Consider the following 22206-nt stretch of genomic DNA (forward strand, 5'->3'; position numbering starts at 1 on the left):
GAACGGCGGCTGGGCCCCGCGATCGGAATGGAGAGGAGAGTGGCGCAGACATGGGGCGGGTGCTTATCTATTTGCGGCCATACTGGAAGTGGATGGCGTTAGCTTGGTTGTTTATGTTGACGGAGCTCATCATCGAGCTTTGGCAGCCGCTGTTGATGGGGAAAATCATCGACGATGGTGTCATGAAACAGGATGTTGCGGCCATTTTCACGTGGGGAGCCGTGATGCTCGGGGCGTCGCTGTTGGCGTTTGCCTCAGGCATCGCCAACTCATTTGCCGCAGCCTACGTCGGTCAGGAGTACGGATTTGCGCTGCGGACGGCGCTGTTTGCCAAAATCCAATCGTTTTCGCTTGCGCGCATCGAGCAGTTGTCGCCGGCCTCGCTCATCACCCGGATGACGAACGATGTGACCCAAGTGCAAAACATGTTGTTTATGAGTTTGCGCATCGCCTTGCGTGCACCGCTTCTGGTCGTCTTTGGCGTCGCGATGGCGTTTGTCGTCCATGCTCGTCTGGCGTTGGTTTTAGCGGTCGCGGTTCCGCTTTCCGCCGCTTTTTTATTGTGGGTTGTGCAAAGGGCAGCGGCGTCCTTTTCCGCCGTCCAACGGGCACTCGATCGCGTGAATGGCGTGATGCGTGAAAATTTGGCCGGCATGCGCCTCATCAAAGCATGGATGAGAAAAGAATATGAAGAGGAGCGATTTGCGGCGGCGAACAATGCGCTCATGGAGCGGACGATGGGCGTGCTGCGCCTCATCGAGACGATCACCCCGGTGTTGTTGGTTTTGATGAACACGGCCATTCTCGCTCTGCTGTTTTTCGGCCGCCTGGATGTTGAGTCCGGGACGGCGAGCGCCGGGCAAGTCGTCGCCGTCGTCAACTACGCGACGCGGGCGACGGCGGCGTTGTCGATGTTTACGTTTATTACCATGGCGTTCTCGCGGGCGCGCGCCTCGGCCGCCCGCCTCGCTGAACTGCTTGAGGTGCCGGAAGAGCGAAGCGGGGAGCACAGAGCCGATGAACCGATCGTCCGGCGCGGGGAAATTCGCTTTGAGCACGTTTCGTTCCGCTATCCAGACAGCGAACTTGACGCGCTTTCTGACGTATCGTTTGTCATCCACGCGCAAGAAACGGCGGCTATTTTAGGGGCGACTGGTTCCGGCAAATCGACGCTTCTTCAGCTCATCCCCCGGCTGTATGAACCAGGCGCCGGGCGAGTGTTGATCGACGGCATCGACGTGCGCGAGTTTTCTGTCGAACAACTGCGAATGTATGTTCGTTTTGTTCCGCAGGAAGTGCTGCTATTTTCCGGAACGGTCGCCGACAACCTTCGCTTCGGCAAGATGACAGCGACGATGGAAGAGATTGTGCAGGCGGCTCGTGATGCGCAAATTCATGAAACAATCACTCGGTTTCCGGATGGATACGACGCACTGATCGGTCAAAAGGGCGTCAATTTATCAGGCGGGCAAAAGCAGCGGCTGTCGATCGCCCGCGCCTTGGTTGGGCAACCGCGCATTTTGCTTTTGGATGACAGCACAAGCGCGCTCGATGCAGAGACGGAAGCAAAGCTGCTCGCAGCGTTGCGGCGGTATGCGTGCACGACGGTGATAGTGACGCAAAAGGTGAGCACAGCGATGGCGGCGGATACGATTTTGCTTTTGGAAGACGGCCGCCTGATCGCGCAAGGAAGCCATGAACAACTGCTGGCGGCAAGCGAACTGTATCGACGCAGCGTCGCCACGCAGGAAGGAAAGAAGGGATCGATTGATGTCACTACGGCATAGTCCTCACGTAGCGCGTTTGGGAGCAAGTCCGCAGCGGGCAAAAAACAGCGTCGGCACCTTGCGGCGGCTCTGGGCATTTATCGCTCCGCAAAAGCGAAAGCTGTTTGCGGCTATGGCCATGGTTGTCGTCAGCTCAGCGCTGGCGCTCGCCGGTCCGTACGTCATCGGCTGGACGGTCGATGTGTACATCGTCGAGCGGAGGACGGACGGTTTTTTAGCGACGCTCGTTTTGCTTCTTGCCATTTATATGGCCCTTGGCGCGGCGACGTTTTTGCAAAACTATTGGATGATCGATGTCGGCCAGCGGACGGTGCATGCGATCAGAGAGCGGTTGTTTCGCCATTTTCATGAGCTGCCGATTTCGTTTTTTGACCGCCGCCAGCAAGGGGAGCTGATGAGCCGGATTACAAACGACATCGACAATATGAGCCAGACATTTAACAGTACGGTTGTCCAGGTCGTCTCGAGCACGTTGACGTTGATGGGCGCGATCGTGGTCATGCTTTTACAGAGCGTTGTGTTGACGATCGTAACGCTTGTTGTCGTGCCGCTGATGTATGTGGGCATGCGCTGGATTACAAACCGGACGCGGGTGCGTTTCCGTGAGCAGCAACGGGCGCTCGGTGAGATGAACGGCTTTATCGAAGAGGTCATTTCCGGACAGAAAGTCGTGAAGCTGTTTTCCCAAGAAGAGCGGATGGAGTCTGAATTGGCGCGCAAAAACGCCGAGCTGAAACAAGCCGGGTTTTGGGCGCAAACGTATTCCGGCTTCATCCCGAAGCTGATGAACTTTTTAAACAACGTAAGCTTCGCTCTCATCGCTGGCGTCGGCGGATGGCTGGCGGCCAAAGGAGCGATATCGGTCGGGACGATCGTCGTGTTTGTCGAATACGCCCGCCAGTTTACCCGCCCGCTCAACGATTTGGCCAACCAATGGAACACGTTGCTGTCGGCGTTGGCTGGCGCTGAACGGGTGTTGGAAATTTTGGATTTGCCGAAAGAAGAGAAAGACGAGCGGGAAGCGGTGGCTTTGGACCGTCTTGATGGACGCATTGAGTTTCGTCAAGTCGTCTTTTCTTACGACAAACAGCGCCCGGCGCTCGACGGCGTCACCTTTTCCATCGCCCCGGGGGAGACGGTCGCGCTTGTCGGTCCGACTGGAGCCGGCAAAACGACCGTATTGCAGCTGTTGACCCGCTTTTATGATCCGGATGAAGGCGTGATTTTGATCGACGGGCGCGACAGCCGGACGATCAAGCGAGCGAGTTTGCGCCGGCATATGGCATTTGTGCTTCAGGATACGTTTTTGTTCGCCGGAACGATCCGCGACAACATTCGTTACGGCCGGCTTGAGGCGACCGATGAAGAAGTCGAGGAGGCGGCGCGCCAGGCGAACGCCCACTCGTTTATTATGAAGCTGCCGAACGGCTATGACACCGTGCTGTCCCCCGGAGGCGGCGGAATCAGCCAAGGGCAGCGGCAGCTGTTGGCCATCGCTCGGGCGATGATCGCCGACCCGGCCATTTTGATTTTGGACGAAGCGACGAGCAACATCGATACGGTGACCGAAGTGCGCATTCAAGAAGCGCTCGCGCGGCTCATGAACGGCCGGACGTGCTTGGTCATCGCGCACCGGCTGAACACGATTCAACATGCCGACCGCATCCTTGTGCTTAACGAAGGCAAAGTGATCGAGCAAGGGACGCATGAAGAGCTGTTGGCCGCAAAAGGATTTTATTTCCAGTTGTATTGCCGCTATTGGAAGCGCAGTGTGCATGCGGCCCGATGAGGAATGCGCCTGCGCGGCGACGCCGCTCTCCCGCTGAACCGAAAACGAGCGCCCCGATCGTTGAACAAAGCCATGTGTCGCGAGGGTCGACGATCAGGGCGCCTTTCTATCGTTGCGTGAAACACCGGCTTGTGTCGGGCGTGTCTTGCCAGCATAGGCTTAAGGACGCGTTCGCTCGGAGAGGCGCTTTTGAAACGCTTCGCGCCAGCTTGCGGATAAGGCTGGATGGCTGGCGATTTGCTTTATGGCGGCGGCATTGTCCCGCTCATAATAGTAAATGTGATTGATATACGCGATGGATAGCGCCCCCGCGCCCCGCTCGACGAGAACGAGCGGCGCGCCTGGAGCGACGACGCCCTCTTTGAGAACGCGAAAGTAAAACCCGCTTTTTCCTGTCTGGCAGACGGCTTTCGGCAAATCGGGCAGCTGATGTTTGAAGGCCAATTTGGAGCACGGCTGGCGCGGCTGTGACACTTGTACGAGCGCTGTGCCGGCGGCATAAATGTCGCCAAGACATACATCGTCTTCCGTCAAACCGAGAAGCGTCCAGTTTTCGCCAAACGCCCCCGCCGTAAACGGGCGGCCGTATCGCTCTTCCCAATAGACGAAATGCTCGGACGGATAGGCGCAAATCGCTTTATCTTCTCCTCCGTGATGGACGAGGTCAGCTTGTCCATCTCCAGCCAAGTTTTGTTTGCCGACCGCAACGGGATGAGCGACCGGCGTTTTGTCAATGCCGGTTGTGATCCACTGGCCGCCGATGTGAATCGTTTTCGGCTTCCCGACATTAATGGAGAGAATCTGCATCGCGTTCACCCCCATACAGCGTCGGCGATGAGCCGGAAACTCGCGAGTTTATCCTCGAAGTCGTATGTAATCGTCACGAGCATGATTTCCTCTGTTTCATACTTTTCGCTCAGCCGATACAGCTCGTCTTTGACGCGCGCCGGACTGCCGACGATCATCCGCTTCCGGTTGTCCGCAACCCGTTTGCGTTCATACGGGCTGTATGGGTAGGCGGCTGCTTTTTCCGGACTCGGCGTGCCGTTGACGGCCATCCCTTGCTCGATCATGAGCAGCGTCAAGTCAAGGCTTCCCGCGATCCATTCCGCTTTTTCATCCGTTTCGGCGCAAATCGCAAATACAGCCACGAGTGTACGCGGCTCGTCCAAATGCGGCGATGGGGTAAACCGGTCGCGATACAGTTGCATGTACTCTTGGCCGCCTTCGCCGTTAATAAATTGCGCGAAGGCGTACGGCAGCCCTTTTTCCGCCGCCAGCTTCGCTGTTTCCGAACTGGATCCGAGCAGCCAAACGTCTGGAGGCGATTGCACAATCGGCGTCGCCTTGACGCCATAAAGCGGGTGGACGGGCGGAAGCGCATCGTGCAAATACCCAAGCAAGTCATCGATTTGCTCCCGATAGCGATCCGCTGAACGCGGCCGGCCGTCTTGGAGCGCCATCGTCGCCCGCGGCATGCCGCCAGGCGCGCGGCCGATGCCGAGATCGACGCGGCCGGGGGCTAGACCCGCCAACACGCGGAAATTTTCTGCCACTTTATAGGCGCTGTAGTGCGGCAGCATCACTCCGCCTGAGCCGATGCGAATGCGCGACGTTTTCGCCCCGATGTGTCCAAGCAGCACTTCTGGAGACGAGCCGGCGAGGCTGTTCGCGTCGTGATGTTCGGACACCCAAAAACGCTTGTAGCCGAGCTCTTCGACAAACTGGGCGAGCCGGATCGTGTTTTCAAGCGCTTCTTCCGCGGTCATGCCTTCGGCGATGGGCGATTGATCAAGAACGCTGAGCTTTAGCGGCATGATCATTTCTCCTCCCTCTCGAAATGTTGATGTATCAAGGCTTTCTTTTCCTTGCGGTTGAACGCTCTCCCACCTACGCTAACGCGTAGAAGTGGGGGTCTTCTCGGCGCGAGATGATAAAAATGGTTAGTTCTTATTATGGGATGTTTCGTTTCTTGTTGTCCATTGATTTGCTTTTGCCATCCGACGGCAGCCAGCCAAAAAAAACAGTCCGCCGTTTCAGCCGGCGGATGGCGGCAGACGCCGAAAGAGGATGACATTCTACAAGCGGATCGGGTTTTTTGGTTCAGCAGCTTGGCGGTCGATTTTTTGGCTGCGCCCCCTCCCGGAAAAGAACGAGGAAAACAGTTGTTTGACGCTGTCAACGATAAAGGAGCATCGTTCATACAGCGCTTCTTTTAAGCTATCGAGCTGGCGGGTCACTTTGTATTGCGCCGCCTCTTGCGCTTCAAGCCGCTCGATGACGGTCTGGTGAAAGACGTGCTGCAACTCGAGCTGTTCCACTAATTTTTGGTACAGTTTTTCTTGTCCTTCCAGGCGGGCGGCCATTCTTTCGGTTGTTTGTTCCCGCTCAGTCGATTGCCGCTCAAGCCGGTGCATCGCTTCACTTTGCACCATCAACGCTTCGATGACCGCTTGGCGCGCTGTTTCTTCTTTTGTAAACTGCTCCTCCCATGCGCGCCGCTGTTCGTGCTCCATCTGCTCGTGAGCGTTGATCGATCGTTCAAGGCGGGCCAGTGTTTCGGCGAGCTCCGCTTGTTCTCGTTGTCTGGCAGCAAGCCATTGCTCGAGCCGGTCGAACGCTGCCGCCCATTGCTTGCTTTGCTCCGCCTGCAGGTTTTGCCCGGCATTAGAGGCATCAATGAAGCGCGAAACGGTTTCAGTTAGTTCGCGATACAGTTCCGTTTGCTCGGTTTGGCTTGCCGCCACCATCCCCTTGAGGCCGTCCAGCGCCTTGACGAGACGCCCGCTATGCTCGGCTTGTTCCGTTTGCCCGGCGGCAAGCGAACACTCAAGCCGAGTCAAGGCATCGGCGATTTTCTCACGATCATCGGCTTGCTGCTTTCGTCCTTCCTCCACCGCCAGCTTGAGGCGAAGGAACGCCTCGGTCAATTGTTCAAGCAGCTGGGTTTGCTCTTCAATCATTTGTTCCGTTTTTGCGCGTCGGTAATAAAACACCGAATGCGAGGAGGGAGGCGGAGTTGCACCGTACACGCGCGGGGTCATCTGTTTGTTCATGTAAATCAATGGGAAAAGCCTCCTTTCCGTTCGTCTATGTGGCATCATATGCCGCTGCCGCTCGGTCGGTTTGGGCGGTTTATTTGTGGCGTTCCGCTCTCTTTTGGTATAATAGAAAGAGAAAAATGGAAGAAAGGGTGTTAGGTATGCCAGCTGTCGAATCGAATATGTTTCCGCTTGGCAAACAAGCGCCCCCGTTTGCCCTCACGAATGTCATCGATGGCAACGTCGTTCGTCTTGAGGATGTGAAATCGGACGCAGCGACTGTCATTATGTTCATTTGCAATCATTGCCCGTTTGTAAAGCATGTACAGCACGAGCTTGTTCGCCTAGCAAACGATTATATGCCCAAAGGGGTGTCGTTTGTCGCCATCAACTCCAACGATGCTGAACAATATCCGGAAGATTCGCCCGAAAACATGAAAAAAGTGGCTAAAGAGCTTGGCTACCCGTTCCCATACTTGTATGACGAAACGCAAGAAGTGGCGAAGGCGTACGACGCCGCCTGCACCCCGGATTTTTATATTTTCGACCGTGAGCTGAAATGCGTTTACCGCGGCCAGCTTGATGATTCGCGGCCGAACAACGGCATTCCGGTGACCGGGGAATCGATCCGCGCCGCGCTGGATGCTTTGTTGGAGGGCCGTCCGGTGCCGGAAAAGCAAAAGCCGAGCATCGGCTGCAGCATTAAATGGAAGCCATCCGCGTAAACTGTTGCTTGACTTCTCGTTGTCGAACGGATATGATGAAGAAAGCGTCATTCGTTTGCCGCGGGATCATCGCAAGCCGTGCCGTTGCCGCTCATGGAGCTGGCGCGGCTTTTTCGTTGTCCGCTGTCCGCTTGACAAATTCACACTGGCGCCGCCACGGAGCGGCAAGGATGGATGAGAGGCAGGGCTTCCATTGTTTTTGTTTTCTTCTTCAAGTTTTCATAATCTATGTTATGTAAACAAAAGGAGAAAAGTGAGATGGCGGAAAGACGATATCGAGTGTTTGTGTATGGAACGTTGCTGACCGGCGAGGACAACCATTGTGTTGTAGCTCCTTATGTTCGCGCCGTATGCCCAGGGAAGGTGAACGGCCGTTTGTACAGCGTCGGCCCGTACCCTGCGCTTGTGCTCCGAGAAGAAGGGGAAGTGGAAGGGGAATGGTTGACGGTGACGGAGGAAGGGCTCAAAGCGATGGATGAGCTTGAAGACTACGCCGAAGGACGGGACGATAACGAATATGAGCGGATATGGGTCCGCGACGCCCACCAGCCGATCGAAGGGTACGTTTACGTTTACTTGCCGGAAAAAGCCGCCGGCCTGCCGATCATTTCGTCCGGCTCGTGGCGTCGGCGTGAGGAGAAAACGTAACATCAATAGTGGATAGAAAAAGTTGGCCGAGGAGACGATTATCTCCTCGGCTGGCTTTTTTTGTATAAATATTCGTCTCATTTGAAACCGTTTGCAAAAAAATTCATTATAAAAATACAGAAAAATTGATAAAAAAGTGTTGCCAAACGGCTTCTCTTTTTCTATAATAAAAGCATGTTAGAAAAATAAACGCACGAATGTGAGGTAATGTAACATGTCAAAACCGTTCGTTTCCTCTACACAAACGGAGTTGTTGGAACAAATCAAAGAGAAGATCAAAGAAAAAAACGTTGAGCTTCTTCATTTGCAGTTTGTCGACATTGAAGGGATCTTAAAGCACGTGACCGTGACGGCTGAACAGCTTGATGATGTTGTCGAAGGGAAAATCATGTTTGATGGTTCGTCGATCAAAGGCTTCTCGCCGATCAACCGTTCCGACTTGTATCTTCTGCCGGATTTGAATACGTTTGCTGTTTTGCCGTGGACGGTCGAGGAAGGCTATGCGGAAGCGCGCTTTCTCTGCTCGGTGACCAATCCGGACGGCACGCTGTTTGAAGGCGACCCGCGCAACGTGCTGAAAAAAACGATCGAGCGGGCGGCGGAAAAAGGATATACGATCTCGGTCGGTCCGGAGCTGGAGTTTTTCCTGTTCAAAGCCGATGAAAACGGCAATCCGACGCTCGAGCTCCATGATGGCGGCGGTTATTTCGAACCGTCTCCGAAAGACTTGGGCGAACGCGTTCGCCTTGAAATTTACCGCGCCTTAAAAGCGATGGGCTTTACGATTGAAGCGTCGCACCATGAAGTGGCGGAAGGCCAGCATGAGATCAACTTCAAATATGCCGATGCGCTCGGTGCGGCTGACAATGCGACGACGTACAAATGGGTTGTCAAAACGATTGCCAGCAAGTTCGGTCTCCATGCGACGTTTATGCCAAAACCGGTGTTTGGCATCAACGGTTCAGGCATGCATGTCAACATTTCCCTCTTCAAAGATGGGGAAAATGCGTTCTTTGATCCGAACGATGCGAACCAGTTGTCAGAAACAGCGTACCAATTCATCGCGGGCTTGCTGAAAAACGTAAAACACTTCGCGGCGGTTACGAACCCGCTTGTCAACTCGTACAAACGGCTTGTGCCAGGGTATGAAGCGCCTTGCTACATCGCTTGGTCCGCTTCCAACCGTTCGGCGCTCATCCGCATTCCGGCCAAACGCGGCGTCGCGACGCGCGTTGAGCTCCGTTGCCCGGATCCGTCGGCCAATCCGTATTTGGCGTATGCCATCATCGCTGCCGCTGGCCTTGACGGTGTCGAAAAAGGTTTAACCGCTCCGGCGCCGATTGATGAAGACATCTTCCATATGTCGGAAGAACGACGTGCGGAGCTTGGCATTGACAACTTGCCGGAAAACTTGGGCGAGGCCATCGCTGCGTTCGAAAGCGGAGAAATCGGCCGCGCGACGCTTGGCGAGCACGTATTCAACGAATACGTCGCGATGAAAAAAGACGAATGGAACAGCTACCGCACGGCGGTCCACGCTTGGGAAGTCGAGCGGTATCAAGGGAAGTTCTGATCGAAAGCCAGCATTCAAAAGGTGTCCCGTCGCCATATTCGGGGCGCCTTTTTTCTGCAGGCGGCTGTTTGTCTTGATGGACGGCCGCGCGGCGCCTTCCGTCCGTCGGCCGCCAAGCCGTCGGTGTTCGCAACGTCATCTTGCGAGCAGGGACTAAAATAAATGATCGCATTTTTTATTTTTTAAAAATTCATAGTTGACATCTATGAATAATGAGATTTAAATTATAAGTAACGCGCTCAACCATTGCAAACGGAGGGAAACCAATGAAAAAACTGATCGTTTTTGTGTTTGTAGGATTTATCGCCCAGCTGATTGACGGCTCGCTTGGAATGGCGTATGGCGTCACGTCGTCGACGTTGTTATTGACGTTCGGCATTGCTCCGGCCGTCGCCTCGGCGTCCGTTCATTTGGCGGAAGTGGTGACGACGGCGGCATCTGGCGCTTCCCATTGGAAGTTCGGCAACGTCGACCGCCGCATGGCCTTTAGGCTCATCATTCCCGGGTCGGTCGGCGCGTTTGTCGGAGCATGCTTTTTAAGCAATTTGCCGGGAGATTTGATTAAACCATATGTATCCTTGTTTTTGTTGGCGCTTGGCTTTTACATTATTTATCGATTTTTAGTGTTGAACGGCCGCGCGCCGTCGACGCCCGGAAAACAGTGGTCCAATAAGCAGCTCGTCCCTCTCGGATTGGTGGCTGGCTTCCTTGATGCGACCGGCGGTGGAGGATGGGGGCCGATTGCGACGCCGGTGTTGTTGGCCAATAAAAGCATGGAAGCGCGCAAGGTGGTCGGCACCGTCGATACATCCGAATTTGCCGTCGCGCTGTCGGCGACGCTAGGATTCGTCATTTCGCTTGGTTGGGAGCAAGTGAACTGGCACTGGGTGCTGACGCTCATGGCTGGCGGGGTCGTCGCTGCACCGATCGCCGCTTGGCTTGTGCGCAAACTGCCGTCCCATTTGCTTGGAGTGTTGGTCGGCGGGTTGATTATTTTGACGAACGTCCGCACGCTCCTGCACGCTTGGGAGGCGCCTGCGCCGGTGTATCCGACCGTTTATGGCCTCATCGTCATCGGTTGGGCCGCGGCGGTATGGCTGGCGATCCGAAACGGGCGGAAAGGAAAGGCGACTGGCAGGGAGTTGGCGTCGTAAGCATTAGGGGGCGCTTGGCAAACGACAGTGTCTTTCCGTTGGCGGCAGCGTTGGATGCGATCGGGTTGAGCATCAGGGAGCTTGTTCGTGCTGCGGAGGGCAACGGTCGACAGCGCCTGCCCTCAAAAATAGCGCGCGGAGCAGTTGTTGCCCCGTTGACGACAGTTGAAACGAGAAGGCGGCTCTTGCCCTCTGGGCAGGGGCTGCTTTTTTATCAACCCCTGTAGCGGGAAGCCGGTTTCTATGTTAAAATATTCTGCATCATCAACCAAAGGGGGAGAGGGAACATGGCACAGCCGCTTGATCTCGGCCGCCGCATTTCACTCATCGATTTGTATGATTTGCGCATGCCGCAGCGCACCGGTACATACGTGCTTCACGAAGAGAACTTGGCGATCGTGGAAACAGGGCCAAGCCCGTCGGTGCCGCATTTGCTTGCTGGGTTGAAAGCGCTTCATATTGATCCGTCTGATATTCGCTATATCATCGTCACCCATATTCATTTGGATCATGCGGGCGGCGTGGGGTTGCTTCTTCAGCATTGCCCGAATGCGATGGTTGTCGTCCATCCGAAAGGGAAGCGGCATTTGGCTGATCCATCGCGCCTCATCGCTGGAGCGAAGGCGGTGTACGGCGCGCAGTTTGAGTCGCTCTTTGATCCGATTCTTCCGGTGCCAGAAGAGCGATTGATCGTGAAAGAGGACGGGGAAACGTTGAAGTTGAGTGCGGAGCGGACGCTTGTGTTTTATGATACGCCGGGGCATGCGAACCATCACGTTTCGATTTATGATTCGTACAGCCGCGGCGTGTTCACCGGCGATACGATCGGCGTTTTTTATCCGCAGCTGCAAGAAGCGGGGCTTACGTTTTGCCTGCCTTCAACATCTCCGAACCAATTTGATCCCGAGGCCATGAAGCAGTCGGCGGCAAGACTTGAGAAGCTGAGACCGGAACGCATTTATTTTGGCCATTTTGGCATGCTGGATGACCCGCAGGAGGCGTTCCGCCAGCTTCGCGTTTGGCTGCCGAAGTTCGTGGCGGCGGGAAAAGAAGCGGTCGACCGTCATCCGGAAGCGCCGGCTGCCGAGCAGGCGAAAATGGCAGCGCACCGGTTGCGCGGCGAAGTGATGGCGTTTCTTGATGATCATGGCGCTCCATCTTCGTCGTCGGCGCATGCGGCGATCGAGCTTGATTTGCAAGTGTGCGCGATGGGGTTGATCGATTATTGGCAGAAACAACGGTGATCATTCGATTGGCCTGGCCGATTCGGCTGGGTTTCTTTTTTTGACGGGAAAGCGAAAATTGGAAAAACGGGAAAAACTGTTTTTGTGTGTGTTCGGTTTTTAGGCGGATCATTTCGTGAAATCGCGGTGTATATGTTAGAGTGGAAATAAGCGATCATGATTCCTGTTGGAAAGAGCGTCAATGAGCAAGGGGGAACGGAAGAGTGAAACAGAGGCGGTCCGTCACGCATCACATCGGCGTCGGGCTCATCATCGCATCGTTCGTCGTTTGGGTCATTCCGCCCATCGCGCCATTTTTACCGCTTTCGACTGCGGCCAAAGCGTCGATCGTTGCGGTTGCCATTGTGGCGGCGGAAATCATGTTTTGGATCGGGGCGCTGTTGGTTGGAAAGGAAGCGGCGTCGAAGCTGAAGAAGTATTGGAATCCGAAACATTGGCGAATAAAACGGCGGTTGTCGGATCAAACCAATGATGGCGAACAATGCCAAGACGGATCGCGAGAGATGACAACGATGAAGAAATGAGGTGGTTGCATGCGACGGAGCACAGTTGCGCTTCTCATAGCCGTTGCCGCCCTGTCCGGAGTGCTTTGGCTTGGCGGCCTGGCATTGGCGGTGCAAGACCAGTTTTTTTCGGCCGCCAAGCCGCCGACGAAAGAACAACGGCCGCCGACGGCTGAAACAAGGCAACATGACGAGAAAATGGATATTGTTGCTCTTGGCGATTCGTTGACGAGAGGAACGGGCGATGAAAGCGGAAAAGGGTATGTCGGCTATATGGTCGATGAGCTTCGCCGGCAAACGGACAAACCGATCCGTGTGACGAACTTGGCCATCCGCGGCCTTCGCTCTGACGGACTGCTTCGCCAGCTTGGCCAGCCTGAGATTCAGCGGCAAGTCGCCATGGCGGATCTTATTGTGATGACCATCGGCGGCAACGACTTGTTTCAAGGCGGGGAAGCGTTGAAACTGGATCGAAAGCAGCTGAATGAGGCGAAACGGCGATATGTAGCCAACCTAGACCGCATTTTCGCCGCGCTGCGCCGCTTCAACAGCGAAGCGGTCATTTTTGCGATCGGTTTGTACAACCCGTTTGGCGATTTAGACGATGCCAAATGGACGTCGGCGGTTGTGCGCGATTGGAATTTTGCATCAGCGGAAGTGGCGGCCCGCTATCCGAACATCGTCGCGGTGCCGACGTTTGATTTGTTTGCCCTCCATGTCAACGACTATTTGTACAGCGACCATTTTCATCCAAACGCGGCAGGCTACAAGCGGATTGGAGAGCGCGTCGCCTCGCTCATCACGTTGACGGAGGAGGGTGAGCAATGACCAAACAGGTGACGTTAGCGGTCAAAGAGCTGCGGAAAACGATTCGCGGCAAGGAAATTATTAAAGGCATTTCGTTTGAGTTGCATGAGGGGGAAGTATTCGGTTTTTTAGGGCCGAACGGCGCGGGAAAAACGACGACGATCCGCATGCTCGTCGGGCTCATTCGGCCGACGTCGGGGACGGTGGCGATTTGCGGGTATGATCTTCACCGCCAGTTTACCGACGCGATCCGCCAGATCGGCTGCATCGTCGAAAACCCAGAAATGTATCCGTATTTAACAGGCTGGGAAAACCTTGAACATTTCGCCCGCATGATGCCGGGAATTGGTGCAGATCGGATCATGGAAGTGGCGAAGCTCGTCGGCCTTGAACAGCGCATCCATGACCGAGTGGGCACGTATTCGCTCGGCATGCGGCAGCGGCTCGGCATCGCTCAGGCGCTGCTTGGAAAGCCGAAGGTGCTCATTTTGGACGAGCCGACCAACGGCCTTGACCCGGCCGGCATTCGCGAAATGCGCGCCTTCATCCGCTTTTTGGCGGAAACGGAAGGGTTGAGCGTCCTTGTTTCATCGCATTTGTTAAGTGAAATTCAATTAATGTGTGACCGCGTCGCCATTATGGCGAAAGGACGGCTCTTGGCCGTGGACACGGTTGAGCGGCTGTTAAACCAACAGGCGCGCGTCGTCTGGAAAGCCGCTCCAACGGATCGGGCGCGGGCGCTGTTAGCGGCGGAAACCGAGGTGTTGCGCGCCGATGAAGAGACGATCGTCACGCCATATGAGCCGTCGAGACTAGCCGCTTGGAACGCCAAGCTTGTCCAAGCCGGCGTCTCGGTTTCGGAAATTGAACCGCGGCTGCCGACGCTCGAGGACTTGTTTATCGAGCTGACAGGGGGCGAAACGATTGAGTAAGCTCGTGTATAATGAAATGTTGAAAATCGTCCGCAAAAAGCGGCTATGGGTGATCGCCGCCATCATTGCGGTGCTCGTCGCCTTGTTTACATACGCCCAATACCGCGAGACGGAAGAGTTGAGAAAACGGCTTGGCACGACCGACTGGCGGACGCAGCTGCAGCAGCAAATCGTCGATTTGCAAAACCGCTTGCAGTCGCCGAGCATGTCTGAGGAGTGGCGGAAATACTTGCAAATCCGCCTCAAGCAGCAGCAGTACTACTTAGAGCACAACATTAATCCGTCCGCCCCTGGAGCGCCGACGTTTATGCGCACGTTTATCGAAAACGCCATCGACTTGTTTTTGCCGCTTTTAGTGATGGTGGTTGCGGCCGATTTAGTGTCGTCCGAGGCAAGCGCTGGAACGATCAAGCTGCTTCTCGTTCGGCCGGTGAAGCGGTGGAAAATTTTGTTGAGCAAATATATCGCGTTGCTCCTGTCGGTGTCGCTCATTATGCTGATGGCGGCGGTGCTGTCGTATGCCATCTCCGGACTCGTGTTTGGATATGGCGGCTTCCGTCTGCCGCTATTGACCGGATTTGTCCAGCAAGGAGAGGATCTCAATACAGCGAATGTCCACATGATTCCGCAATGGAAATACATTTTGATCGAGCTCGGGCTGGCAGCGTTTGTGAGCGTTGTCGTCGGCACACTGACGTTTATGTTTTCCGTGCTGCTTAGGAGCACGGCGGCGGTGATGGGCATCATGCTGGCAGCATTGATTTCTGGCGCGATTTTGTCGAACATGGTGTCGTCGTGGCATTCGGCAAAATATTTGTTTATGGTCAATTTGCGGCTGACGGATTACATAAAAGGAGCGGCTCCGCCGATTGAGGGGATGACGCTTGGCTTTTCGATGGCCGTGCTGGCTGTCTGGGGGCTTGCAGGGCTTCTTGTCGCTTTTTTTGTCTTTATGCGGCGAGATGTCTATTGAAAACGGCAGAGCGGCGAAAACCCGAGGGGGTGTTCCCTCGGGTTTTTCAGTGAAAGGGGATGAAATGCCTATCTATTCGGCTGCTTGTCGTGAACGCCGGCGAGTCCAAGCGCGTGATGGCCCCGCAGCAACTGCTCCACGGCCGGCCATTGCTGTTCATCGCAACGGATGAGAAGCACGATATCAGCGCCTGTGCGGCTTTGACGGTGCGTGGATTTTCGGCTTACCCACCATTTGAGCAAAATGCCGATTCCGATGCCTGAAACCGCCCCGATAATCCCCCAAATGATCGGACCCCATGCCAACACATAGCCGTAAATCGCCCCTAGCAGCATCAAGCACGTTCCTAAAATCGCCGCCAAGTCAAGGAAGCTGAACCCGTTGGCGTGATGGAGCGTATCAAGCAGGCGCGGCGGTTCGGCAGAGCGGTTGAGCGGGACTGCAAAAATCTGATGTTCAGCAATCCCTTTTTCTTGAAGCGCTGAAATCGCCAGTTCAACGAATAGGTGGCTCTCGAAAGTGGCAATGACAATCATGAAACGCCTCCCATCAAATCGGCCATGCGAACCGTTTCGGCTGAAAGCGGCGCCGCAAATAGTGGGCTAGTTCTTTTTCAAACAACTTGTTGTATTCGACCGCTGATACGTAAGCATCGTAAAAGATGAACGAATAAATCGATGGCAGATAAAGCGCCCACTGCATATCGATGATCTTCGTTGCACAATCGAATCGGCCCGTCAGCGTGTACGTAATCGCTTCGGGCAAGTGGGCGAAATACGATACCAAAATGGTAAAGGTGAAGATAAACAGGCCGGTGATCACTTTATGGACATACAAATGGCCAAGGCCCGGGGCGAGCACCGACCAGACCAGCGCCAGCCAAGGCTCGCGCTTGTCCAAATAATTAATATCCCATATTCCCATTCGGATGGAAGAGATCGGCGCATCTTCGCGGTCGGCGAGCAAATACAGCTTGTTCATGTCGACTGAGCCGCGGTAGCTGTCCCAAATGCTGTACATGTAGATGGCCACATAAAACATGAGCCATCGTTCGTCAAGAACGGCTTTTGCCTTTTCAAAATCGCCAAGCAGCGAGTATAATATACCTGTATTGATATGGGCTTTTGTGTTGATAAACAGCTCCCAGAGGATTAACATAAAGGCCGTGGCGTAGCGTTGCTGCATCAAATTGCCGAAACCCGGAAACGAAAAGGAAAAAAAGGCGACGACAAGCGGATGACGCAAATGGAAATGGGTGGTTGTCAATTGCGACAAATGCGCCCGTTTGCGCCGCGCCGGCGGAATGAGTTTCACAAAGCGCCCCCTTTCCTTTACACGGTTGCTGTGTTTTTAGTATAGGAAAAAAGGAGCGGCAGCTATGCAGGTCGTTTCAGAAAAAAGATAAATTTTCATCCGTTATGGCGAAAAAAAGATAAAAAAACTATTGACTTTCCTTTGAGGTTCATATAGAATGTGAATTGTCGCAAGGTAAACCAGCCTATGTCGGGAAGTAGCTCAGCTTGGTAGAGCACACGGTTCGGGTCCGTGAGGTCGCAGGTTCAAATCCTGTCTTCCCGACCATTATAGACATGGGGCCTTAGCTCAGCTGGGAGAGCGCCTGCCCCGCACGCAGGAGGTCATCGGTTCGAATCCGATAGGCTCCATTTTCATACGGAGGAATACCCAAGTCTGGCTGAAGGGGGCGGTTTCGAAAACCGCTAGGGGTGTCACAGCCCGCGGGGGTTCGAATCCCTCTTCCTCCATTTCTAATATCCGATCCTGTCAAATTGTAAATCATGAAACCCTTGATACGACTGCGTTGGCAGTCGTTTTTCATTTTTTGGGAATCCTTTTGACTTTTCTTCAAATCTTTTAACATGTTCAGCGTCTTATCATCAATCGTAATCGTTCGTTTCGAATCGAAAACACCGTCTCGATGGCATCTTTTTTTGAATTTATGTATATACTATGTATATACGAAATGAAAGGAGAGAGGTATAATGGAATTAAACAAACAGAAAGGAGTGTCAATCATGACAATAACAGTTCAAAAATGGGGAAACAGCCTTGCGGTTCGTATCCCAAGCGTGATTGCTGAACGTTTAGCGCTTCATCAAGGATCAGAAGTGGAGGTGATCGTTGAGAACCAAGCGATCAAGTTGATCCCGAAAAAGAAAAAGCCGACATTGGAGGAACTTTTGGCTAAAATCACGCCGGAAAATCGCCATGCTGAAATTGATTTTGGAACAGAAGGGAATGAATTGTTCTGATGCAAGCGCCGGATCGCGGGGATCTTGTTTACGTCAATTTCAATCCACAAGCAGGGCATGAGCAGGCAGGAAAAAGGCCCGGCATCGTTCTATCACCAAAGCGGTTCAATCAATTGACAGGGTTTGCGGTGCTTTGCCCGATCACCCGGCAACAAAAAGGATATCCATTTGAAGTGGAATTGCCATCAGGCTTGGCCGTTGAAGGCGTGATTTTAACCGATCAGGTCAAAAGTTTAGATTGGCGCGCCCGACAGCTTCAAATAGTAGGACGGGCGCCCAATGAAGTTGTTTCGGATTGCTTGGATCTGATTCATACTTTTCTTTCGTGAAAGGCCATTTATATTGGCCTTTTGTTCACTTTTAGCATACTTTTTGCGTACATTTTTGCCCTTCACGCTCCTTGAGGCGGGAGACTTCCTTCGGATATTTTGTTAAAAAGGCAGAATCGAGCAACGAAAAGAAGGCGGATTGTCCCGCCTTTTTGCATGGATTGACACACTGGAGATTATTTTGCACAAATTTTGCACGTGATGAACGAGCATGTCCATTCATCCTTGTATCAATAGTTTTATGGTGGGATTGGAATCCCTCTTCCAACGTCCACCTGCCGAGTGCCGGCAGGTTTTTTGTTTTTTGCGAGCGGTATGGCCGCCATTTTTCAGGCAGATGACTTGCCTGTTTTTCGTTGAATCCGGTACGATGAAGGAGGAAACGGTTTGCCGATTGAGCTGCACTCCTTTCGGCAACGGCCGGGATTGCGCAACATAAGGGAGGAGAGGTTATGGCGATTCAACGCCGCATTCGTCGCGTGAAAACCGTGCAAATGACCACCAACAGTCCGATTCATCGCAGCGGTTCGGTGCTTGAGCCCGGGAACTGGCAAGAGTATGATCCGTTTTTGTTGCTGATGGAAGATATTTTTGAGCGAGGAACGTTTGACGTCCATCCGCACCGCGGCATTGAGACGGTCACGTATGTGATCAGCGGCGAGCTTGAACATTTCGACAGCAAAGCCGGCCACAGCACGCTCGGGCCTGGAGATGTGCAATGGATGACGGCCGGCCGCGGCGTCGTCCATAAGGAAGACCCGGCGTCCGGTTCAACCGTGCACAGCCTTCAGCTATGGGTCAACTTGCCGAGCGCGTACAAAATGACCGAGCCGCGCTACCAAAACTTGCGCTCCAAAGACATGCCCGTGCGCAAGGAAGAGGGAGCGACGATCCGGGTCTTTTCCGGGTCATCGAAAGGCGTCAAAGCGCCGACGAAAAACATCGTTCCCGTCACGATGGTGGAAATGATTGTCGAACCGGGAACAACGGTCGTGCAAGATTTGCCGGGGCATTACAATGGGTTTTTGTACATTCTTGAGGGGAGTGGCGTGTTCGGTGCCGACAACATCGAAGGAAAAGCCGGGCAAGCGCTGTTTTTCAGCCGCCACAACCGCGGCGAGGAAACGGAGCTAAACGTGACCGCCCGCGAAAAACTCCGCCTTCTTCTTTATGCCGGCGAGCCGGTGAACGAACCGGTCGTCGCCTACGGGCCGTTCGTCATGAACACGCCGGAACAAATCCGCGAGGCGATTCGCGATTACCAGGAAGGGCGGTTTGGGCGATAATGGAAGGGAAAGAGCCGATTCGTTGTATGGCTCTTTCTTTTTTGTTATCATGTTCACAAAAAGAGCCGTTGGGCTGTTCAAGGAGGACATAGTCATGAACCAAGTCATCGAAACGATTCTCCAGCACCGTTCGATCCGCCGGTTTGAAGACCGGCCGTTGACGGATGAACAAATCCGCACGATCGTCGAATGCGCCCAGGCGGCATCGACTTCAAGCTATGTTCAAGCGTACTCGATCATCGGGGTGAAAGATCCGGAGAAAAAACGGAAGCTCGCCGAGCTGGCGGGAAATCAATCCTATGTCGAGCATAACGGCCATTTCTTTGTCTTTTGCGCTGATTTTCACCGCCATGAGCTCATTGGCGAGCTAGAAGGAAAAGACGTGCTTCCATCGCTTGAGAGTACGGAAAAGTTTATGGTTGCGCTGATTGACACGGCGCTTGCGGCGCAAAACGCCGCCATTGCCGCGGAGTCGATGGGGCTTGGCATCTGCTACATTGGCGGGCTGCGCAACAACCTGCCGGAAGTATGCCAACTGCTTAACATACCGAAACGGGTCATTCCGCTGTTCGGGCTTGCCGTCGGCTATCCTGCGCAAACGCCGGATCCAAAGCCGCGGCTGCCGTTTGAACACGTTTATCACGAGGACGAATACGACCAAGACCGGGCGCGATTCATCGCGCAGCTGCAGCGCTACAATGAAACCGTTTCTATCTATTATGAACAACGGACAAACGGCCGCCGCCGCGACACATGGACCGGGCAGATGGCCGATATGCTCAGCCGCCAAGTCCGGATGTACATGAAGGAGTTTGTGGAAGGGAAAGGGTTCAATTTACGGTAGCCTCTCTTCGTTCGGAAGAGGGGTTTTTCTTGCAGGCGATTCCATTTGTGAGAAAACTATGCCAGCCCGTTGGACATTGGTTTTAGTGATTGATTTTGTCTGGAGTTTCAGCTATACGTTATGGCCTCGAAAAGAACCGAAGGCGAGACTGGCAAAACCAAGAGGTTCGTAAGAAAGGAGAGAACGAGAGTGGACAAAATCCGGCAACTGGCGCAATGGATCAAAGAGGCGAATACAATCGCCGTCCTGACCGGGGCCGGGATGAGCACGGAGTCCGGCATTCCTGATTTTCGCAGCGAAAACGGCCTTTACGCCCAAGAGGACAATGTCGAATATTATTTGTCAGAGCATTATTACAAAAAAGATCCGATTGATTTTTGGCGTCGATTCAAGCGGATGTTTTCATTAAAAATGATGGGCGGCTTTGCCCCGAATGATGGGCATCGGTTTCTCCGTTGGCTTGAGGAGATGGGCAAGACGGTGACGATTTTGACGCAAAATATTGACGGGCTGCATACAAAAGCAGGGAGCACGAATGTCATTGAGCTGCACGGCACGCTGCAGACGGCGACATGCCCGTCATGCGGCAACAAGTATGATCTGTCGTTTATCAACCGTCACGAGGTGCCGCGCTGTGAAAAGTGCCAGACGATTGTCAAACCGGATGTCGTTTTGTTTGGCGGGCTCGTGCCGCGCATGGAAGAAGCGTTTGCTGCGGCGGCCGCCAGCGACTTGCTTCTGGCGATGGGAACAAGTTTGGAAGTGGCGCCCGTGAATCAAATCCCGTTTTATGTCGCCGCCGAATCGCCGGCAACAAGGAAAGTATTGATCAACAAAACAGCGACAAGAATGGACGGGATGTTTGACCTTGTCATTTATGGCGGAATCGGGAAAACGCTCGCTAGCGTGCGCAAGCAAATACAGGCGGAATAGATCGATAGATTCCATGCCAACGGGAGAACGCATATGGCGTTTTCCCGTTGGACGAAAATCAAAAAAGGTATTGTACTTTTCAGAACATTCGAATATAATAAAGATAACATACCAACCGGTTGGTATTTTGATGAGTGGAGTCGAGCATAAAGGCGTAACGGAAAAGGGAGGGGACCATCATGTATTTGCGCTTAACGGACGAGCAGCGCATGGTGCAAAAAGCGATCCGCAAGTTTGTCGAAAAAGAATTGATGCCGCTCGAAAATGAAGTATTGCGCAATGAGCGCGAAGGGAAGCCTGGGCTCCCGCCCGAAAAATTAAAAGAGCTGCAGCTCAAAGCGAAGGAAGCGGGGTTTTGGGGGATCAACACGCCGGAGGAATACGGCGGCGCGAATTTGGGCCATGTCATGCAGGCAATTGTGTTGATGGAAGTGTCGAAAACGCTTGTTCCGTTCCAGTTTGGCGGATCGGCGGACAACATTTTGTATTACGCGAATGAAGAGCAAAAGAAAAAATATTTGATCCCGACGATCAACGGCGAGAAAAAATCGTGCTTTGCCATGACCGAGCCGGGAGCAGGATCAGATACGCGCAACATTAAAATGACGGCGGTGAAAGACGGCGACGAGTGGGTGTTAAACGGGGAGAAGACATTCATTACCGGCGGCAACGACGCTGATTTTGTCATGGTGATCGCCATCACCGACAAAGAGCGTCACCAAGCCTCGAACGGGCGTGAAGGGGTGACGTGTTTTATCGTCGACCGCGAGATGGGCTGGCGTTCGGAACCGATACATACGATGGGACCTTCCACTCCAGCCAGCTTAATTTTCGAAAACGTGCGCGTGCCGGAAGAAAACATTTTAGGCGAGCTGCATCACGGCTATAAGCTTGGGCTTGAGTGGATCGGCTACGCCCGCTGGGTCGTAGGCGCTCGTGCGGTCGGAGCGGCCGAGCGGCTTTTGCAAATGGCCATTGACTACGCGAAGGAGCGTGTCACATTCGGCAAACCGATCGCCGAGCGGCAGGCGATCCAATGGATGATTGCCGATTCGGCGGTAGAAATCGAAGCGGCGAAATGGCTTGTGTTAAACGCGGCCTTTACGCTTGACCAAGGGGAGGACAACCGCCATTTAGCCTCGATGGCGAAGCTGTTTGGCGCGAACATGGGCAACCGCGTCGTCGACCGCGTCATGCAAATCCACGGCGGCATGGGCTACACGAAAGAAATGCCGATCGAGCGCTGGTATCGTGAAGCGAGATTGTGGCGCATTTACGACGGCACGGATGAAATTCAGCGCCTCATTATCGCCCGCAATTTGATCAAAGGGCACGTCAAGCTTGGACAGTTCATCTAAAAAAATGAAA

Annotated in this window: 22 protein-coding genes and 3 tRNA genes; 20 read left to right on the plus strand and 5 right to left on the minus strand. The window is 53.9% G+C overall.

The features are described 5' to 3' along the window. The first annotated feature begins 50 nt into the window (after window positions 1-50). On the plus strand, window positions 51-1787 hold the full coding sequence (locus JCR24_RS02790; protein ID WP_238980042.1) for an ABC transporter ATP-binding protein: 1737 nt from the start codon (window positions 51-53) through the stop codon (window positions 1785-1787). Then, window positions 1771-3576 carry an ABC transporter ATP-binding protein gene (locus JCR24_RS02795; protein WP_238980043.1) on the plus strand — a complete coding sequence of 602 codons (1806 nt, stop codon included), beginning with the start codon at window positions 1771-1773 and terminating at the stop codon, window positions 3574-3576. The genes JCR24_RS02790 and JCR24_RS02795 overlap by 17 nt, the downstream gene beginning before the upstream one ends. Window positions 3577-3735: 159 nt before the next feature. Here JCR24_RS02795 and JCR24_RS02800 read toward each other — a convergent pair whose 3' ends face one another. From JCR24_RS02800 to JCR24_RS02810, 3 genes are all read right to left on the minus strand, one after another. After that, window positions 3736-4383: an MOSC domain-containing protein gene (locus JCR24_RS02800; protein WP_238980044.1), complete on the minus strand. Its 648-nt coding sequence runs from the start codon at window positions 4381-4383 to the stop codon at window positions 3736-3738. A gap of 5 nt (window positions 4384-4388) precedes the next feature. Then, entirely contained in the window at window positions 4389-5393 is a 1005-nt protein-coding gene (locus JCR24_RS02805; RefSeq protein ID WP_238980045.1) for an LLM class flavin-dependent oxidoreductase, read from the minus strand. Between the two features lie 261 nt (window positions 5394-5654). Further along, on the minus strand, window positions 5655-6641 hold the full coding sequence (locus JCR24_RS02810; protein WP_370643292.1) for a coiled-coil domain-containing protein: 987 nt from the start codon (window positions 6639-6641) through the stop codon (window positions 5655-5657). Between the two features lie 137 nt (window positions 6642-6778). On the opposite strand from JCR24_RS02810, the gene JCR24_RS02815 reads away from it, so the two are divergent. The 9 genes from JCR24_RS02815 to JCR24_RS02855 all read left to right on the plus strand — a co-directional run bounded on the left by JCR24_RS02815 (window position 6779) and on the right by JCR24_RS02855 (window position 15176). Next, on the plus strand, window positions 6779-7342 hold the full coding sequence (locus JCR24_RS02815; protein ID WP_021322406.1) for a thioredoxin family protein: 564 nt from the start codon (window positions 6779-6781) through the stop codon (window positions 7340-7342). 258 nt (window positions 7343-7600) lie between these two features. Next, window positions 7601-7990, plus strand: coding sequence for a gamma-glutamylcyclotransferase family protein (locus tag JCR24_RS02820; RefSeq protein ID WP_238980046.1), 390 nt, complete (start codon window positions 7601-7603; stop codon window positions 7988-7990). A gap of 214 nt (window positions 7991-8204) precedes the next feature. Next, entirely contained in the window at window positions 8205-9563 is a 1359-nt protein-coding gene (glnA, locus tag JCR24_RS02825; protein ID WP_013523716.1) for a type I glutamate--ammonia ligase, read from the plus strand. 266 nt (window positions 9564-9829) lie between these two features. Further along, complete coding sequence (locus JCR24_RS02830) at window positions 9830-10717, plus strand: sulfite exporter TauE/SafE family protein (protein WP_011231133.1); 888 nt, start codon at window positions 9830-9832, stop codon at window positions 10715-10717. 287 nt (window positions 10718-11004) lie between these two features. Further along, window positions 11005-11961, plus strand: a complete 957-nt coding sequence (locus JCR24_RS02835; protein WP_238980047.1) for an MBL fold metallo-hydrolase — start codon at window positions 11005-11007, stop codon at window positions 11959-11961. Window positions 11962-12164: 203 nt separating this feature from the next. Next, a complete protein-coding gene (locus JCR24_RS02840; protein WP_238980048.1) occupies window positions 12165-12485 on the plus strand; it encodes a transporter suffix domain-containing protein in 321 nt (106 codons plus the stop codon). A gap of 9 nt (window positions 12486-12494) precedes the next feature. Next, the gene (locus JCR24_RS02845; protein ID WP_011231137.1) at window positions 12495-13292 is read left to right on the plus strand and encodes an SGNH/GDSL hydrolase family protein; all 798 of its coding nucleotides are present in this window, start codon (window positions 12495-12497) and stop codon (window positions 13290-13292) included. Continuing rightward, entirely contained in the window at window positions 13289-14203 is a 915-nt protein-coding gene (locus JCR24_RS02850) for an ABC transporter ATP-binding protein (protein ID WP_011231138.1), read from the plus strand. Before JCR24_RS02845 ends, JCR24_RS02850 begins: the two co-directional genes overlap by 4 nt. Continuing rightward, window positions 14196-15176 (plus strand): ABC transporter permease, encoded by a 981-nt coding sequence (locus tag JCR24_RS02855; protein ID WP_011231139.1) that lies wholly within the window; start codon window positions 14196-14198, stop codon window positions 15174-15176. The genes JCR24_RS02850 and JCR24_RS02855 overlap by 8 nt, the downstream gene beginning before the upstream one ends. 68 nt (window positions 15177-15244) lie before the next feature. Here the strand turns inward: JCR24_RS02855 and JCR24_RS02860 are convergent, their stop codons facing one another. Both JCR24_RS02860 and JCR24_RS02865 read right to left on the minus strand, forming a co-directional pair. After that, a complete protein-coding gene (locus tag JCR24_RS02860; RefSeq protein ID WP_238980049.1) occupies window positions 15245-15712 on the minus strand; it encodes a hypothetical protein in 468 nt (155 codons plus the stop codon). 13 nt (window positions 15713-15725) lie between these two features. Continuing rightward, entirely contained in the window at window positions 15726-16490 is a 765-nt protein-coding gene (locus JCR24_RS02865; protein WP_011231140.1) for a hypothetical protein, read from the minus strand. 190 nt (window positions 16491-16680) lie between these two features. Here JCR24_RS02865 and JCR24_RS02870 point away from each other — a divergent pair. From JCR24_RS02870 to JCR24_RS02910, 9 genes are all read left to right on the plus strand, one after another. Continuing rightward, window positions 16681-16757 (plus strand) — tRNA-Pro (locus tag JCR24_RS02870). Window positions 16758-16767: 10 nt separating this feature from the next. Further along, window positions 16768-16840: transfer RNA gene (locus tag JCR24_RS02875), tRNA-Ala, on the plus strand. A gap of 9 nt (window positions 16841-16849) precedes the next feature. Next, a tRNA-Ser gene (locus tag JCR24_RS02880) sits at window positions 16850-16939 on the plus strand. 237 nt (window positions 16940-17176) lie between these two features. Further along, on the plus strand, window positions 17177-17446 hold the full coding sequence (locus JCR24_RS02885; RefSeq protein ID WP_023634676.1) for an AbrB/MazE/SpoVT family DNA-binding domain-containing protein: 270 nt from the start codon (window positions 17177-17179) through the stop codon (window positions 17444-17446). Further along, complete coding sequence (locus tag JCR24_RS02890; RefSeq protein ID WP_011231143.1) at window positions 17446-17775, plus strand: type II toxin-antitoxin system PemK/MazF family toxin; 330 nt, start codon at window positions 17446-17448, stop codon at window positions 17773-17775. The genes JCR24_RS02885 and JCR24_RS02890 overlap by 1 nt, the downstream gene beginning before the upstream one ends. A 452-nt stretch (window positions 17776-18227) precedes the next feature. Further along, window positions 18228-19061 carry a pirin family protein gene (locus JCR24_RS02895; RefSeq protein WP_011231146.1) on the plus strand — a complete coding sequence of 278 codons (834 nt, stop codon included), beginning with the start codon at window positions 18228-18230 and terminating at the stop codon, window positions 19059-19061. A 94-nt stretch (window positions 19062-19155) separates the two neighbouring features. Beyond that, window positions 19156-19905: an oxygen-insensitive NADPH nitroreductase gene (nfsA, locus tag JCR24_RS02900; RefSeq protein ID WP_238980050.1), complete on the plus strand. Its 750-nt coding sequence runs from the start codon at window positions 19156-19158 to the stop codon at window positions 19903-19905. Between the two features lie 189 nt (window positions 19906-20094). Beyond that, a complete protein-coding gene (locus JCR24_RS02905; protein ID WP_238980051.1) occupies window positions 20095-20838 on the plus strand; it encodes an NAD-dependent protein deacylase in 744 nt (247 codons plus the stop codon). Window positions 20839-21017: 179 nt separating this feature from the next. Next, window positions 21018-22196 carry an acyl-CoA dehydrogenase family protein gene (locus JCR24_RS02910; protein WP_013523725.1) on the plus strand — a complete coding sequence of 393 codons (1179 nt, stop codon included), beginning with the start codon at window positions 21018-21020 and terminating at the stop codon, window positions 22194-22196. Window positions 22197-22206: the final 10 nt, after the last annotated feature.

The sequence above is a fragment of the Geobacillus sp. YHL genome (assembly GCF_022341265.1).
Taxonomy (GTDB): Bacteria; Bacillota; Bacilli; order Bacillales; family Anoxybacillaceae; genus Geobacillus; species Geobacillus thermoleovorans.